Origin of the sequence: Parapedobacter indicus (genome assembly GCF_900113765.1) — a bacterium.
GTDB lineage: Bacteria > Bacteroidota > Bacteroidia > Sphingobacteriales > Sphingobacteriaceae > Parapedobacter > Parapedobacter indicus.
Genome location: NZ_FOQO01000009.1, coordinates 280157 through 297004 on the forward strand (window position 1 = coordinate 280157; position 16848 = coordinate 297004).

The 16848-nt window shown below is 48.2% G+C and carries 14 protein-coding genes and 1 pseudogene; 5 read left to right on the forward strand and 10 right to left on the reverse strand.

All coding sequences use genetic code 11. The features are described from left to right. Positions 1-16: 16 nt before the first annotated feature. The gene (locus tag BMZ56_RS18695) at positions 17-328 is read right to left on the reverse strand and encodes an aldo/keto reductase (protein ID WP_245893299.1); all 312 of its coding nucleotides are present in this window, start codon (positions 326-328) and stop codon (positions 17-19) included. Between the two features lie 54 nt (positions 329-382). Beyond that, a complete protein-coding gene (locus BMZ56_RS18700) occupies positions 383-1012 on the reverse strand; it encodes an NAD(P)H-dependent oxidoreductase (protein WP_090629231.1) in 630 nt (209 codons plus the stop codon). 98 nt (positions 1013-1110) lie between these two features. Between BMZ56_RS18700 and BMZ56_RS18705 the strand changes: the two genes are divergently transcribed. The 3 genes and pseudogenes from BMZ56_RS18705 (at position 1111) to BMZ56_RS18715 (ending at position 5073) form a co-directional block, all read left to right on the forward strand. Beyond that, a complete protein-coding gene (locus BMZ56_RS18705; protein ID WP_090629232.1) occupies positions 1111-2013 on the forward strand; it encodes a LysR family transcriptional regulator in 903 nt (300 codons plus the stop codon). Between the two features lie 169 nt (positions 2014-2182). Then, a pseudogene (locus BMZ56_RS26195) lies at positions 2183-2347 on the forward strand (DUF427 domain-containing protein); the annotation flags it as partial. Positions 2348-2415: 68 nt separating this feature from the next. Continuing rightward, positions 2416-5073 carry a DUF5916 domain-containing protein gene (locus BMZ56_RS18715; RefSeq protein ID WP_218146614.1) on the forward strand — a complete coding sequence of 886 codons (2658 nt, stop codon included), beginning with the start codon at positions 2416-2418 and terminating at the stop codon, positions 5071-5073. Between the two features lie 12 nt (positions 5074-5085). Here the strand turns inward: BMZ56_RS18715 and BMZ56_RS18720 are convergent, their stop codons facing one another. Continuing rightward, positions 5086-6924, reverse strand: coding sequence for a UbiD family decarboxylase (locus BMZ56_RS18720; RefSeq protein WP_090629235.1), 1839 nt, complete (start codon positions 6922-6924; stop codon positions 5086-5088). A 100-nt stretch (positions 6925-7024) separates the two neighbouring features. Here BMZ56_RS18720 and smc point away from each other — a divergent pair, with 100 nt between their 5' ends. After that, on the forward strand, positions 7025-10591 hold the full coding sequence (gene smc, locus BMZ56_RS18725) for a chromosome segregation protein SMC (protein WP_090629237.1): 3567 nt from the start codon (positions 7025-7027) through the stop codon (positions 10589-10591). A gap of 26 nt (positions 10592-10617) precedes the next feature. Here smc and BMZ56_RS18730 read toward each other — a convergent pair whose 3' ends face one another. Continuing rightward, entirely contained in the window at positions 10618-11580 is a 963-nt protein-coding gene (locus tag BMZ56_RS18730; protein ID WP_090629238.1) for a GlxA family transcriptional regulator, read from the reverse strand. A 68-nt stretch (positions 11581-11648) separates the two neighbouring features. Beyond that, a complete protein-coding gene (locus BMZ56_RS18735) occupies positions 11649-12086 on the reverse strand; it encodes a hypothetical protein (RefSeq protein WP_090629240.1) in 438 nt (145 codons plus the stop codon). 272 nt (positions 12087-12358) lie between these two features. On the opposite strand from BMZ56_RS18735, the gene BMZ56_RS26200 reads away from it, so the two are divergent. Next, entirely contained in the window at positions 12359-12484 is a 126-nt protein-coding gene (locus BMZ56_RS26200; protein ID WP_090629242.1) for a 30S ribosomal protein THX, read from the forward strand. A gap of 3 nt (positions 12485-12487) precedes the next feature. On the opposite strand, the gene rlmB is transcribed toward BMZ56_RS26200, so the two are convergent. The 5 genes from rlmB to BMZ56_RS18760 form a co-directional block, all read right to left on the reverse strand. After that, entirely contained in the window at positions 12488-13264 is a 777-nt protein-coding gene (gene rlmB, locus BMZ56_RS18745) for a 23S rRNA (guanosine(2251)-2'-O)-methyltransferase RlmB (protein ID WP_090629243.1), read from the reverse strand. 112 nt (positions 13265-13376) lie between these two features. Next, positions 13377-13535 (reverse strand): YDG domain-containing protein, encoded by a 159-nt coding sequence (locus tag BMZ56_RS25665; protein WP_177195212.1) that lies wholly within the window; start codon positions 13533-13535, stop codon positions 13377-13379. Next, on the reverse strand, positions 13525-13800 hold the full coding sequence (locus BMZ56_RS18750) for a hypothetical protein (protein ID WP_090629245.1): 276 nt from the start codon (positions 13798-13800) through the stop codon (positions 13525-13527). The genes BMZ56_RS25665 and BMZ56_RS18750 overlap by 11 nt, the downstream gene beginning before the upstream one ends. Before the next feature lie 96 nt (positions 13801-13896). Continuing rightward, the gene (locus BMZ56_RS18755; protein WP_090629246.1) at positions 13897-15597 is read right to left on the reverse strand and encodes a tetratricopeptide repeat protein; all 1701 of its coding nucleotides are present in this window, start codon (positions 15595-15597) and stop codon (positions 13897-13899) included. Between the two features lie 319 nt (positions 15598-15916). Next, entirely contained in the window at positions 15917-16810 is an 894-nt protein-coding gene (locus BMZ56_RS18760) for a PorP/SprF family type IX secretion system membrane protein (RefSeq protein WP_143072968.1), read from the reverse strand. Positions 16811-16848 lie beyond the last annotated feature (38 nt).

Below are 16848 nucleotides of genomic sequence, written 5' to 3' on the forward strand. Positions count from 1 at the left end.
CAGGCTATCTGTTCCATTAAGATTGCGGACACCTACCTGATAGGCAAATCGCAGCTTCGTAATCCCATACCAAACCGAATTTGGTAAGTAATTGAATCTTGCTTCGGTCATATCCTTTAATCGCTTCGCCGATCATTTCTTCACTCAATCCAAAACCGTAGAACGGAGCTGTATCCAGGGTTGTAACCCCATGATCAATCGAAGCTTTTACGGCAGCGATGCTGTCTTTTTGTTCGTTTCCGCCCCACATATTGCCTCCGATGGCAAATGCTCCGTAAGCGATAGCTGATAATTTTAAGTCGGAGTTACCTAATGTGCTGTATTCCATTTTTATATTTTATTAGTGAGATAAATTTATGATGTAAGATGTTCAAGCTTTGTCTTAATGACTGCCGTTAAATAAATATTCATGTTTTTCTAAAATGAAAGCCTCCTGCAGATGTTGCAAATAATCGCGATGATAGTTATCAATACGCTCCGGTGTTGCATTTTTTTCTAAATCGTGAAAATGAAATCCATCAATTCTATCCATACCGACAAACTGATTCATCTTATGGAAACCAACTAATATGCCATCGTCCACAGCGGTTTGATCGAAAAATTCTCCCGGCAATGTGAAAGCCGTATCGGGTGCATTCCATGTGGAGGTAACCATGTATTTCTTGCCTTGCATTAACCCGCCTGTTCCATAATTGATTTCAGGATTATTACGGCTTCTTCCGTCGCTCCTGTAAATGCCGTTTTGATGACCGGCGGAGAAAACCTCATCGATATATTTCTTCAACCGATTCGGTACCTGGAACCACCAAATAGGCGTGTGATAAATAATAACATCAGCCCATTTAAAATTCTCCACTTCTTCCATCGCATCAAAATCATCATTGATGTTGGTGATACGTAAATCAAATTCGTTTTTCTCGAAAAAAGATTTTGTCCAGTCCGTCAAGGTATTGTTGAATGCTCCGCCTGAATGCGCAAAAACCTGTCCGCCGTTAATAATAAATATCTTCATCTTATATTATCGTGATAATTAATAAAGCAAAGTTCTATCAGAATTTTTTATTATCAAAATAACTTAAATTGTATATTTGTATCATAAAAATAATAGAAATGAGATGGAATCTGGAATGGTTGCGCACCTTTAAAGCAATTTATGAAACAGGAACGCTCTCTGCCGCGGCGCAGGAATTGTTTATTTCCCAACCCGGCGTAAGCCTGCATTTGAACTCGCTGGAAGCCTTTACGGGTTATAAGTTATTTGATCGCTCTGCACGGAAAATGGTACCCACGGAAAAAGGGAAAATTCTATATAATTATATTTTAGATCCGCTAAAGAAACTGGAAACGGGCGAGGAACATTTTCATAAACGTTCACAGGATGAGCGTGCCACCATCAGCGTGGGCATGTGTTTTGAGACTTTTCAATACACGCTGGAAGAGCATATTTCCGGATTACCGTTTAACCTGATTATTAAGTTCGGCGAATACCCGCAAATGCAGCACGATTTGGACAGCGGCTTGCTGGACTTGATTATTACGCCGCAAAAAGGCGATCAACAGAATTTGGTATATCGTCCGTTTTCTAAAGAAAGAATTGTGCTGATTGCCGGCAGTGAAACCGACACGGCTGCATTGGAAAACTTATTGCAAGAGAATAAAATAAAAGCAGCAGCCGATTTATTAAAACAGCAACTTTGGTACAGCACGGCAGCAGATATGGACCACCTAAAGAATTTTTGGTTGAAACATTTTGGCGAGCATCCCGATTTCAGTCCGAATTACATTGTACCCAATATCAGTTCCATCATCCGTTGTCTGAGCGATGGCACAGGTTTTTCGATTGTGCCCGATTTTCTTTGCAGAGAAGCCATTGCTTCGGGAAAAATAAAATTAGTTTGGGAAGGCAATCATCCGCTGGAAAATACGCTCTATTTCGGAACGAGGAAAAAGACCATGTATTGTAATGAAATAGATCGATTGGAGAGTTTACTGGAAAAGAGATGGGTCCGGTAAAGAGTTCGGGTTCTGACCAATGGGATCACTCCTATCCGAGGCAACGGGTGCCCTAAGTGGTGCCTCGTTTCTAATAAGTCGAAATTCAGTAGGTGGAATTCCGGCTAATCTCTTGAAGAATCGGCTGAATACCTGAACATTTTCAAAACCAAGATCAACGGATTCCGATACACATACCACCTGTGTCTGGAAAGGTGTGGCTTCCTATTATCATGTAGTGGTTGATGGGGAAACAGCAAATGATGCTGCATGGTACTATCCTAACCCCAGCGCGTTAGCAGCGGGAATAAAAGGACACATCGCATTTTGGCGTGGTGTAGAGGTAACCCGGTAGCACATAATTGCGGCTAAATTTTATACTTTTGGGCCGTGCAAAGAATTCCCTATCGTAAGAAAGAATACATGATGAGATACTACTGCGTAGTTATTCTCATTTTCACCTGCTTGTTTTGCCAAGCCCAGGATGACCGGAAAGAAGTGGTCACGTTTGAAGATGCCTACAAACGCGTGTATCACATTACCAAGCTCAGTGGGGAAACCTTCAAAATAGACGGAAAGCTGGACGAAGATACCTGGCAGCACACCGGCGAATGGTCGGAAAAGTTTTCGCAGGTCATCCCGTTCGAACGGGTATTCACCGCTTCATGGACACGCATGAAAATTTTCTACGACGATGAGAATATCTATATCGGTGTATATTGCAAGGATCGGCATCCCGAAACCATGAACGCGTTTATCGGAAACAGGGACGATAACAGCAATGGCGACCTCATCAGCATCGCATTTGACACCTACCACGATTATCGTGTGGCTCCGGAGTTTAACATAAACCTCGGCGGAAATAAAACAGACCTGACCGTCACAGACAAACTTTCCGTCAACCTAAGCTGGAACGCCGTCTGGGAAGGGAAAACCGATATAAACCTGCCGGATTCGAGCTGGACCGCGGAACTCAGGATCCCATTCAGCCAACTGCGTTACAACCAGAAAGATGCAGACGGAATATGGGGATTGCACGTACGACGCATCATCCGCAGAAATAACGAAGTCCAGAACTGGAGCCTGATTCCCATCAAGAACAACGGCCACGTGTTCTCCTTCGGAGAAATGCACGGCATGAACGACCTGCCCAAACCCCGTGGCCTGGAGTTTGCTCCGTACGTGATGGGTAAGCACATTCTTGAACCCCGGATACCCGGAAGCCCTTATCAGAAAGGTAGCCAGTGGGCCGGTAGTGCTGGGCTCGATGCCAAAGTAGCCCTGCGGGATTTTACGCTGGATCTGACCTTCAATCCGGATTATGGCCAGGTGGAGGTCGACCCATCGGTGATGAACCTATCGGCCTATGAAGTGTTTTACGACGAAAAAAGACCCTTTTTCCTGGAAGGAAAGCATATTCTGGAATTTGACAACGCTGAAGACAGAATGTTCTATTCGCGCAGAATCGGGGCGATGCCTTCCTACCCGCCCGTGGATATAGACAATGTCGATAATTTTGCCAGCACGCCCAATTTTATTCCCATCATCGGCGCCCTGAAATTAACGGGAACGAACCGGAAAGGACTTACCGTGGGCTTGCTCGAAAGCGTTACCGCCCAAACGACGTCCAAAGTAATGCGCAAAGGCGTAAGCGACCGTGAGGTAACCGAACCGCTGACCAACTACACGGTGGTACGCATCCAAAAGAATTGGGAGGGAAACACCTTATTGGGAGGTATGGCCACGGCCGTTAACCGGAATCTGACCAAAGAACACCTGCAGGAAGCCATGATCGGCAATGCATTCACCGCGGGTCTGGATTTTACCCAATATTTTGCAAACCGTCTTTATTACATCGATGCAAAAGGTATGTTCAGTTCCCTGCATGGATCACCGGAAGCGCTGTTACGGACAAAAACGAATGCGGTCCATTATTTCCATCGCGAATCGGGAGCCGACTACTTAAATCTCAACCCCGACAGCCGTTCGATGCAGGGAACCGGCGGATATGTAAAGGTCGGAAAAAAGGGAAACGCAGAATGGAATTTCTCCGAGACCTTCAGCTGGTCGTCGCCCGGCTTTGATCTGAACGATGTGGGCTATATGAAGCAATCGGACTATAAGTTGAACGAATCCGAAATTGCCTTAAGGAAAACCGACCCATGGGGACCGTTCCGGGCTGCGGGGATCACCCTTACGCAGAAAAACGTCTGGAATTACGGAGGAGATGCGATAAATAATGACGTCGCCATACGTTGGAGAAGCCTGAGCATCGCGCATCGCATTGAAATGGATGTAAAAGAAACGTTCAGTTGGAATACCGTGGACAGCCGTAGATTACGAGGCGGACCGGATATGCGATACACAGCAAACTTCGAAACCAATGTAAGTGTGAACTCCGATCGCGCGAAAAGAGTCGTCTACAAATTGATTTACGATGGCCGGCATTACCTTGCCGAAGAGATAGGTTATAATCAAATACACCCTAGCTTAATCTTTCGCATCGGAAATCACATCCGCCTAACCGGGCAGTTTGACTATGCCTGGAACGATGACAACCTGCAATATGTAAGCAGCATCCCAGTAAGCGGCTCGCCGGATGATAAAACGGAATATGTAATGGGCCGGATGCAACAGAAAACGTATGGCGTAACGCTGAACATGCAGGTCAATCTTACCCCTGATATTTCCATCCAATATTACGGATCCCCCTTCACATCGGTGGCAAAATACGACCAATTCAAACTGGCAGCGGATACGCGGTCACATACGTATTCCGATCGGTTCCATCCGATTGAGGATCATGAAATCAGCCTCGTCAACGACTACTATTTCTTCAACACGGGCAATGGTCAGCTGTCATTTAAAAACCCCAACTTCAGTTTCAATGAATTGCGATCCAACCTGGTTGCCCGTTGGGAATACCTTCCCGGTTCGACGCTCTATCTCGTTTGGCAGCATAACCGATCCTATCAGGACCCCATATACCAGCCGGGATGGGATGGCAACCTCGATCGGATGTTTGGTTTGCCCGCCACGAATGCCCTCATGGTGAAAATTAACTATTGGTTCGGTCGCTGAGGTAACAACTTTTTAAATAATCCCATACAACGGTCCACCGGATGCGCCCAGTGCATCCACCCGTTTTTCCACCTGGGGATCTTTGATCAGTTCGGGTGCATGATGAGGCTTTTTGCGGGCATCGATAATCAGCGGTCCCCGGCACCCCCAATGTTTGTGTTGAATAAAGCTTGCTACGCCATGGATATCATGCGCAGGGTTGCTTCGGGTAAAGGCAATCCAAACCAGATTATTCACATTGGCAGCCGTAAACGCGGCATCGTCACAAAGCACCATCAAAGCAAGTCCCGATAAATCCCGATCCGCGATCTCCCGGCACCAGGTTTCAATCCGATCGGCTTCGGTCCCCTCGTCGGTATAAGGAAGAGCTTCCACGGCTAAGATACCCGGCACGGCGAGCTTAGCAGTAGCAAACGGCCGGGGCAGTTCGAGCCCTCCCGGTAACTCGCCCCACAGCGTGCGCTTTACCCCGCCCGCAGCTGCGAAAACGACCTTGGAACCGGCATTCAGCCCATCTCCCGAATAATCCAGCGTATCGATGGTAGTCCGGGTATGGAAATGCAGGTCGCGCTCAAAATCCATCCGCTCCAGCATATGCTTTAGGAATCCCGGAATGTCGTGTATATCAAGCTGCGGATTGTCTTCGTATGCCGCAATAAAAAGGTATTTGGCCAGGCTCAATTGATTTTTGCCCAATATCTGATTGGCAATCGTGAGGATTTCCTGTGGCCTCTCGGATTTAAGGTAAGGCGTATATCGCTCGCTACCGATCGCAAAAAGCAGCGGATGTACACCTGCGGCGTCCACGGCGTGGACAGCATGGAGCCCGTTTATTTCCTGCGGTATGGCCGAGCCGGTGATCTCATGGATCAGGGCACCGAAACTGGTATCCTCCTGCGGCGGGCGCCCCACGACAGTGAACGACCAGATTGGGTTGCGGCGGTGGTACACCTTGTGCACACGCATCAGCGGAAACGGATGGGTCAAACTGTAGTACCCCAGGTGATCTCCAAACGGACCTTCAGGCTTATTTTCCTGCGGATAAACCATTCCCGTGATGACAAAATCAGCATCCGCGGAAATACAAAAACCTTCCTCGTCGTAAAAATACCGGAACCGCCTGTTGCCCAAAGCTCCCGCAAACGTCAATTCGGATAGTCCTTCAGGCAGCGGCATCACCGCCGACAACGCATGCGCCGGAGGCCCGCCTACGAAAATGCTCACCTTTAAGGGCTGCCCCAATGCATTGGCTTTCGTTTGGTGCACCCCGATACCCCGATGGAGCTGGTAGTGGAGACCGATTTCGCTGTCTGTCACGTAATCATTTCCCGCCAACTGGATACGGTACATTCCCAGATTGGCATGCAGGGCACCGGGTTGGGTTACATCCTCGGTATATACCTGCGGCATAGTCACAAACGGACCACCGTCCATCGGCCAGTTAACAATCTGCGGCAACTCACTGATGCAGGTAGTACCGTGGAGGATAGGCGCTCCGCTTTTTTTCTTCCACGGAAGTGCTGAGAGTGCCGTAGATGCCACGCGGGTATAGCGCAATGGCTTTTTCAGCGCCTGCATGGGATCGGACTTAACATCCACCAGCACCTTGATTTTGTCGAGCGTGTCCCGGAACATAAACCGCGAACGCTCCAACGTGCCAAATAGGTTGGAAACCGCAGGAAACGGACTGCCCTTAACATTTTCAAACAATAGCGCAGGCCCCTGTGCATCATACACGCGCATGTGGATGGCAGCCATTTCCAGATATGGGTCTACCTCCTGCCGGATACGGATCAAATGTTTATGACGCTCCAGGTCGTTAATGCATTCGGCAAGGCTCTTGTATCCCATATTGTTTGGTATTATTGGACAAAGATAACCGATCGATGTACTTAATCAATCCAATTTCTTAAATTCGCCACGGAAACACGAAAAGAGAAGATAGATACCGATGCAACTCACCAAGCTTGAGATAAAGGGTTTCAAAAGTTTCGGCGATAAAATAACCATCCACTTCAACGAAGGGATCACTGCCATCGTGGGTCCAAATGGATGCGGCAAGTCCAATGTGGTGGATGCAATCCGGTGGGTACTGGGCGAACAGAGCACCCGCATGCTGCGTTCGGAAAAGATGGAAAACATCATCTTTAACGGCAGCAAAAACCGCAAAGCTGCCAATCTTGCTGAAGTATCGCTCTCATTCGACAATACGAAGAACATTCTGCCGACGGAGTTTTCGCAGGTAACCATCACACGTAAACTCTACCGAAACGGCGAAAGCGAATACCGGCTCAATGACGTTAAATGCCGTCTCAAAGACATTACCGATCTCTTTCTGGATACCGGTATCGGAGCCGATACCTACTCCATCATTGAACTTAAAATGATCGACGAGATCATTAACAACAAGGAAAATTCACGCCGGAACCTGTTTGAGGAGGCTTCGGGAATTTCCAAATACAAAGTCCGGAAGAAACAAACCCTCGGTAAACTGAAAGATACAGAAAGTGATCTGGAACGGGTAGACGACCTCTTGTTCGAAATTGAAAAAAACCTCAAAACGCTGGAGAACCAAGCAAAAAAAACAGAACGATACTACCGCCTCAAAGAACAATATAAAACGCTGAGCATTTCGCTGGCTTCCTACCGTATCGCCCACTTCAGTGAATCGCTGGGCAAGATCGAAGAACAGGAATTGGCACAACGTACGGAACAGACCCGCATCAACACAGAAATTGCCACATTAGAGGCGCAACTCCAACAATTAAAGCAGGAAAGCCTGGCCAAGGAGAAAAATCTGGCCACCCAACAGAAAGCAACCAACGAATATGTTGGAAAAATACGTGCATACGAAAGTGACAAAAAAGTTAAAAACGAGCAGCTTCGGAACCTGCAGGATAAAGAGGCCCGCCTGAGCAATGAGCTGAACCAAGATAAACAACAGCTCAATCACGCACTTTATAACATTAAGCGGCTCAACGAAGAACACCTCGTGGAGCAGACCAAACTGGATGGCATCACCTCCTCCCTGCACCGGCAAAAGGCCGAGGTAGATGAACTCCGCGGTCAGCAGCAAACGGCCAAAAATAAACTGGACGCCACCGTGCGCCAACATAACGAGTTACAAAACGAGATTTACAAGCTCGAAAAGGAAATTGCCGTATTGCGCATACAGCACGATGCGTTGGAGCAGGAGAGCGTCCGAAACATCACGGATGCCGAATCAAAGGCTTCAGAACTTGACCAATTCAATGTGTTGGTCGATCAATTAGAGGGGCAAACGGAAGCGATGCAATCGGAATACGACGCAACGATGCAATCGGAAAACGAACTCCAACAGCAAATCGCGGATACGGAAAACGCCATCCACTCCCTGAAAGACGAGCTTGTACGGGATAACCGGCAGCTCGATGCGAAGCAAAACGAATACAACCTGACGAAATCGCTGGTTGACAACCTCGAGGGCTTCCCGGAATCCATCCGCTTCCTCCGCAAAAACGCAGGATGGAAAAAGCAATATCCGTTGTTTTCGGACATCCTCTTTTGCCAGGAGGCATACCGTATCGCCATCGAAAACTACCTCGAGCCTTACATGAACCATTATGTGGTGCAACGTCAGGAAGAAGCGGTACAGGCCATCCGGCTGCTGAGTGACGCAGCCCGCGGACGGGCCAATTTCTTCGTGCTTGATGCCCTTGGCGATATACCGGCCCCAAACACGGCCGCTGCGCCCGAAAACCAGCTGATTCCTGCATTGGATATCATCAGCGTAGAAGAACAATACCTCCCCTTATGCCGCAGGCTGCTGCACAATGTGTTCCTACTCCAAACGGATGACGAGAAAGCGCTGGAAAGCAATTTACCTGCCGAAGACGTCGTCATCTTGCACAAAAGCGGCAAATTCAATAAAAGCAAGGTGGGCATGGCTGGTGGATCCGTGGGTCTGTTTGAAGGAAAACGTATCGGACGTGCGAAAAACCTAGAAAACCTGGCCAAGGAAATCAAATCGCTGGGCAATCAGATTGCCAGCCGCCAGCAAAAGCTGGATAATGATATCCAACGATTGGGAAACCTGAAAGGAAGCTCACAAAAGGCCCGTATGGAAGAACTGGGTCAGCAACTCAACCGCCTCAACAACGAGCTGGTATCGGTAAAAACCAAGCAGGAACAATACCAGGCATTCATTGCAAACAGCCAGAACCGCAAGCAGGATATCGAGCAGAAAATGGCCAACATCCAGCACGAGTTGAAAGAGGCCGAACCGCGGTTAGAGACATTGCAAGCCGACAAGGAAAAGCAAAGTACCGTATTGCAGGAGATGCAACGTGCATTTCAGGACCTTTCCGAAGTCCTTACCGAAAAGTCATCTGCCTACAACCAGGAGAACATCCGTTTTCATCAGCAACAGAACAAGGTATCGGGTATCGACAAGGACCTTGAATACCGGGAAAGCTTGCGGGATACGTACGAAACCCGGATAAAAAAAAATACAGCAGAATACGAACAGGTGCAGGCAGGTATCAAAGATACGCTTCAGCATGTCGATGATTCGGATGAGGATCTGATTGCCATGTACGCACAGAAAGAGGCTTATGAAAAAGGTCTGCAGGACGTCGAAGAAGACTACTATGCTTCCCGGGGCAAAATCAATGAAACCGAGGAGCAGGTTACCCGGTTACGACGCCAGAAAGAACAGGTTGGCTTTTTATTCGATGAACTGCGGGATAAAAAGACTAACCTGAAACTCGATTTAAATGCATTGAAGGAACGACTGTCGGTCGAATTTTCCATTGACATTACTGAATTGATGGCCAATCATGCGGACGAAAGCGGTGCCGATCTACCAGAGGCCGAAGATGATGAGGAAACGCTTCGGTTTAAAACTGAAAAACTCCGAAAACAACTGGATGAATTCGGCACCATCAATCCGATGGCAATGGAAGCTTACCAAGAGATGAACGAACGTTATGCCTTTATTATCAAGGAAAAACAGGATCTATTGGATGCCAAAAATTCATTATTGGAAACCATACAGGAAATCGATGATACCGCACGGGAAAAGTTCATGGAGGCATTTACCAAGGTACGCGAAAATTTCATCAATGTATTCCGCTCGTTGTTCAATGAAGAAGACACATGTGATCTGATCCTCACCATTCCCGAAAGCCCGCTGGAATCCGACATCGACATCATGGCCCGCCCCAAGGGCAAACGACCGCTTTCCATTAATCAGCTTTCGGGGGGCGAAAAAACGCTGACATCTACTGCGCTCCTCTTTTCACTATACCTGCTCAAGCCGGCACCCTTCTGTATTTTTGACGAAGTGGATGCACCGCTGGACGATACCAACATCGATAAATTCAATAACATTATCCGGAAATTCTCGAATCAATCCCAATTCATCATCGTATCGCATAATAAGCGCACCATTGCCAGTACAGACATTATCTACGGCGTTACCATGGTTGAGCAGGGCGTATCACGTGTGGTAGCCGTAGATATGCGGGAAGTTGCATAGTTTACCACAGGCATGTAGGCTGTCTATCAATTATACCGGTTAGCGTAATCAATCGGTGATAATCCGGCAATCCGTTTGAAAATATCTCTGAATGCCTTCGGATCGGTATAACCGACATCATACATGACTTCGGAAACCGTCTTCCGTCCGGTTTCCAATTGCTTTTTGGCTGCTTCTATTTTGACACGCTGGATGTATTCGATAACGGTATTGGCCGTTACCTTCTTAAACCGCCGTTCGAAGGTACGCCGCCCGATACCGAATTTATCGGCCAGCATATCAACCGTAAGCCGATTGGCGTAGTTTTGTTCGATGTATTCCTGAATCGCCAATATCAAATCATCACCATGATCTTTCTGACCCCTGAACACGCTGAATGGCAGCTGACTGTTTTTCTCGATGTCCAACAGGAAGAACTTGGAGGCGATGATCGCCATCTCGCGTGTGGTGTATTTCTCAACCAGATATAGGAGCAGATTCCAATACGTACTGGCTCCGCCGCTCGAATACAAACCTTTCTGATGCGTGATGACCCGGTCATCTGCCAGCTGCACCTCCGGAAAGCGTGCCCTGAATTCATTGGCAAACAACCAATGGGTTGAACACGATTTCCCATCCAATAATCCGGTAGAGGCCAGCAAAAAAGCACCAACGCATAAACTCGCTACTTCAGCTCCGCGTTGGTATTGTTCGACGATCCAGGGATAAAAGGCCTCATTGCGGCTGATCGCTTCGCCGATGTCCCCGCTGATCGCGGGAATGATAATCAGGTCGGTCTTTTCCGCTTCTGCCAATACCCGATCGGTATGGATGGAAACCAATCCCTCATTTAGCCGCACCTCTTGGGTGAGCCCTATCGTTTGGATGTCAAAAAAAGGCCGATGTCCCGCACTTTTGAAAAATCCGTTTACGGCAGTGAACATATAACGTGGATCTACAACCGCCGCTGGCACCGCAGTTTCCGGAACGAGTATACTTACTTTCTTCATCTAACAAAAGTAACCCAAAGCATTGTCGGAATCAACCTGTTAGTTTGTCGTTTTCACGCCTCACACCCTTATCGGTCTGTCAACCATGAATTGATTTTCGGTAGCCAGGTTTCAATTTTACGGCGGTAACGGGCCAACCAATCCCATAACCATCTATTTGGGTCCTTGCCTTGCTCTCCGCAATCAAACACCTGGCAGGAATTAAGAAAACGATTATATAAACCAAAAAGAAAGACAATACGAAGCAACTTCCTATATTTCAGTAAGAAATATTCAAAATATAGATGCCCCCATATCTCCACTGCAAACGAATCCCTCCCGATAACCAATCCGGTTCCATACAATGTTGAATAATCTGCCTGTATGGAGTCAATTAATGAAGTTACCGTCTGTATGGGGTGAATAGCAACCGCATGTTTGAAAGCATTATCATTCTCGATATGTACCAATCCTTTATTCAAATCCACGGTCAACCAGTAGCCTTCAACCTCGTATCTCTGCTTCATCAAATAATGAATTTACAGTTTATATAATATATATTTTAATCTGATTACAAGGTAATTATAAATTTAATTTAACTTATAATTAACACAAATATAAACTCTTTTAAAGAACTGAAAAAATGTCAGCACACTAATTTTAAAATATTCATTACAATTATTAACTTCGTATACAGTTTTTCAGAAACTCATTTCCAAATACCTGCGCCCATTCGCTTTTTGCGATCGAGCTAATGCAGAAGGTTCATTCGTATTGTTAACGTCAAAATTTATTCAATATGGGAAAAGGAGATAAAAAAACCAAACGAGGAAAAATTGTAAAGGGTTCTTACGGCAAAAGAAGACAAACCGCTAAGAAACGGAAAAAGAAATCGGCGGCGGCTCGTGAGCGTACTTCGGAATAATTGCTAAATAACTAACCGTTGCCGTATGGCTTCATACAATACGACTCCTGCGGATACGGAAACGTTGAGCGAGGCGATCGATCCAGCCATAGGTATTTTTGCCAAGTGATCAGCGATACGGATCAGCTCGTCTGAAATGCCGTGTTCCTCAGAACCCAGCACAAACGCTGTTGGCGCCGTGTAATCCAACTGATAGATGTTGTCGGCTGTCTTTTCCGTACAGGCTATTAATTGAATTCCGGAGTCTTGCAACAATCGAGCGGTCTTAGCTAGACTGTCTTCGCGGCAGACGTTGATTTTAAACAATGCCCCGGCTGATGTTTTTATGGCGTCAGGATTGATTTCGGCTGACCCTTTTTTCGGCACAATCAGTGCATGTACACCTACGCACTCGGCGGTGCGTGCAATGGCGCCCAGGTTGCGTACATCCGTAACGCCGTCGAGGATGAGCAACAGAGGCACTTCTCCCCTTTCGTAGATAGCCGGCACCAAGTCTTCCGTCCGCTGATAGGTGATCGGCGAGATAACTGCGATGACCCCTTGATGGTTTTTGCGGGTCATGCGATTGAGCTTTTCGACAGGTACCTGCTGGTAACTGATACCGTGTTGCTTGAGCACCTGTTTCAGTTCGATAAACAATTGGCCACTGAGTCCGCGCTGAACGAAAATAGATTCAATTTCCTTCCCGCTGTCTATGGCTTCAATGACCGCACGGATACCATATACCTGCTGATTAGTCTCCCGTTTTTCATGACCTCCGCGCCATTGCTGCTGTTGCATACTGTACAATTTTGGGCACGAAGTTAAACAATGTTAGGCCCAGTTGCAATTTATACCACAAATGCAGCTATACTACTTGCAGGATACAGGCACTTCATGCTGAGGTAGCCCGCTATTGGCCGAGATGTCGGCAATACCGGAACGTTAATGCTGCGTGTGGCAGGAGTGAATTGTCGGAATCGGCGCCGCTGAGCACGAAGTCGGAAACCGTAATTTCCTTCTCCGTGCCCGCATTGCCATCTTCATAGGTAGCTGTTCCTTTACACATCATCCTCATCGACAATACTGCCAAGGCTGTAATTATCGACATGCAATGTAGCCGCGGCACTGCCTTTATATATTTTGGTAATCAACGGGTAGTCATCCAGCATCACCGTCAGCGGCTTGGCTATGATGACACCCGTTGTGGTGGCTGAGGTTGTTATAATACGAACCATCCGAGGCTGTGACACCTCCTGCTGCATGGAATACCACGTTGCGATCCGCCATGTGCAGGCCCGCCTTTGGATCAGCCGTTCTATATCGATTTGATACACATAGATAGAACTGCACAAACATAGCAGTACGCACTAAAAACAGTGATTTTTAGGCGTTACAGCAGGCGTTACAATTGCAAATCAGGTCGAAAACGCTTACATGTCGGCAAAATGATCGGCGTAAACCGTAGCTGGTGTTAGGTCGGCCGGGAGGCCGATCTTTTTGCGCAGGCGATGCCATGTGACACGCAGCGAAGCGGGTGAGATACCCAGCGCATGGGCAATCTCCGGGTGCGACAACTCTAAGCGGAGCAGCAGCAGGTACCGGATTTCTGCCGGGGTCAGGTCGGAATGGCGCGACACCAGTCTGTCGGTAAAGCCGGGATATACCTTGTGGAATTGCTCCTTGAAATCTTCCCAATCGCTTTCTGTGAGGATCGTGCTGGCGCGGAGTTGCTGAAGGCTAGATTCTTCTATCTCCCCATGCGGGTTACCTTCTATAGACCGGAGGATGCGCGAATTATGCAGAATTTTGTTGGTGTACCCTTCCAGCAGTTTATGGGCATGGTCCAATTCGCGTTGGGCTTGTTCAAGTTCCATGCGCTGGATTCTGTGTTGGGCTCGATTGCGGTGTATCACCACACGGTATATCGCAAGGGTTGCCACCAAAGCCGCAAGCAATCCACCGATAACGGTGTTGCGTACCATGCGCTGACGGGCAGCTTCGGCCGCTAACTTATGCAGTACGGCTGCCTGTTGGCCCGCTGCTATTTCCTGATTGGCCCGCATGAGTTTCAGCGCGTTAAATTTATCGGTAAAGCGCTTATTTGCAGCCAATGCAGAATCAAGATAAGCAGCCGCTTCATTCCCTTGTCCCATGGCGGCATACCACTTGCTCATCACTGGATACAGCAAGCGCAACCTGTCGAGCTGCGCTGACTGCCGGATATACGCCAAGGACTTGTCGATATACGCTTTGGCGGGAGCCAACCGACCCCATTGTGTAAGGATATCGGCCATGGGGATGGTAGATCCGGCCGCTAGCCCGAAATCTTCATACTGTTCGGCAATGCGGATGTCTTTTTCAAGTAAGGGAACAGCTTCGCCATAATTGCGACGCCGGTAAAGGTTCTGCGCCAAATTACCCGATGCGATGCCAACCCATTGCTCGGACTCACCCGATGCATGCCCAATCAACCGGCGGAAACAGGCATCGGATTCATTCCATCGGCCAAGTTCCCGATAGGCCAGTCCCATGGTATTGATGGCATGGCGCCATCGGTTGAGGTAGAAATCACGGATTGGCAAGGCAGCAACTTCCTTAAAATAAGGAATGGCTTTTTCGTAATCTCCAAAACGGTAATACGCCCTTCCGATCTCTTCGAGGTAATTGGCTTTATCGGGAAAATCTGTGACATCCAACGGACCGATCATCTGGTCCAAACGGAGGTACCAGCGGAATCCCTGTTCATACATGGCAGCTGCCCAATAATGCTGGCCGATGTTCCAAGCTGCTCGGCAGGCCACGTGGGTTACGCCTTCACGTTCCGATTTTTCCAGTGTATGCAGTAACTTGTCCAAACGGCCTGAAGCAACCTTATAATCGAAAACAGCCTCCAACAGGTCTGCTTCGAGAAGCAGTTCCTTATCGCCCAACCGATCGGCCAACGTGCGCATGCCAGTGAGTGTATCGGCTACCTGAGACTCGGATATTTTTTTTTCAACGACATTTCGATATAAGCGATCAATCGCATCCAAGCGCTGGTTATAAGGCTTACCAATCAGTTCCCTGTATTGCGCATGACCGATCGCAACGCATACCAAAAGAAAAAAAAGTGAGGTGGTAGATGGCTTCATCTCTGGACAAAATTAACAATAGTTTTGAGAAAAGTATCGACAGCTAAAATTTTCAGATACGGCCATCTTATTGCTTATTCGCTGTTTATCCACAAATCTGCATTGCCCGATGGTTCCAGTTACTGTTATCGCGGCTACCGCCGGATTGCTGCTCGTAGATGACCAAGCCCCCCACTGCTGACGGTTGTCTCTGGAGTGACCCCCCCGTCACCATAGGTCTCTGCCTGCAACGGTGGGAAATCGATGATACGGGGGCTCTGGGGTAATCGTCCGTATATTCATCAAAATCGTGGCAGTAAAAAACCTAGTTTTCCAAAACTCACAATAGTCCTATTATCCGCCCAAAGCGGTAGCTCAGCCCGATCTCGTGTGTATTATTGCTGATGCTGCGGTTGAGCGTCTCGTTGCGCGTACCGAACTGGTAGCTATAACCGATGCCGAACCTACCCGTATTGATCTGCACCATACCGGCCACTTCGCCATAGCTCCGCACGTTTCCCCCTATTCCCAATGTCCGCTTTATGAATACCATCGCCGTGGCCTCGGCCTGCGGGCGCAGGCTTTCTGAGTAAGTCACCAGCAGCGACGGCCGGAACTGGAAGTCCGTACCCATTTCGAACAGTGCTCCCGCCGACAGGTGGTAGACGTTGCGGAAATTGTAGCGGCTGCCAGCACCCACACCTAGGTTGCCCAGCATCAGCCGCGGAAGCGACAGCCCCGCATAGTACCGATCCGGCCGGTACAGCATGATGCCGAAGCCTACCAGCGCATCCGTCTCGCGCACGTCGTCACGGAAGGCGGGGTCCTGCGGGTCCAACTGCGAGAAACGGCCATCTAGATAGCTAAAGCCCGCATTGAGCGACAGCCCCACATACTCCGTTTCCGATATCCGCACCCCCTTGGCAAAGAATGCTGAAACCTCCGTCAGCTTCTCCACGGCAAGGCCTTCATGGCGGATGTTCAACCCTGCTGTGGCACCGAGGTTTTCGAACCCCACATGGCCACTGCCCCAGTACACCGTGGGAGCGCCCTCCATGCCCACCCACTGCCGCCTGCCGATGAGCGAAATCTCACCGTCCAAGTGCATCAGCGATGCTGCTGGATTTATTGCTGAATGCAGCTGCCCGTGCTGTGTATAGGTAAGCGGCTGTTGGGCCTGTAAGCCCGTGGCAAACAGCAAACCCGTTATTCCTATCAATAGGCTTCGTTTCATATATATTGTTTTTTTGCTGATTGTCGTCTGCTTTTTAC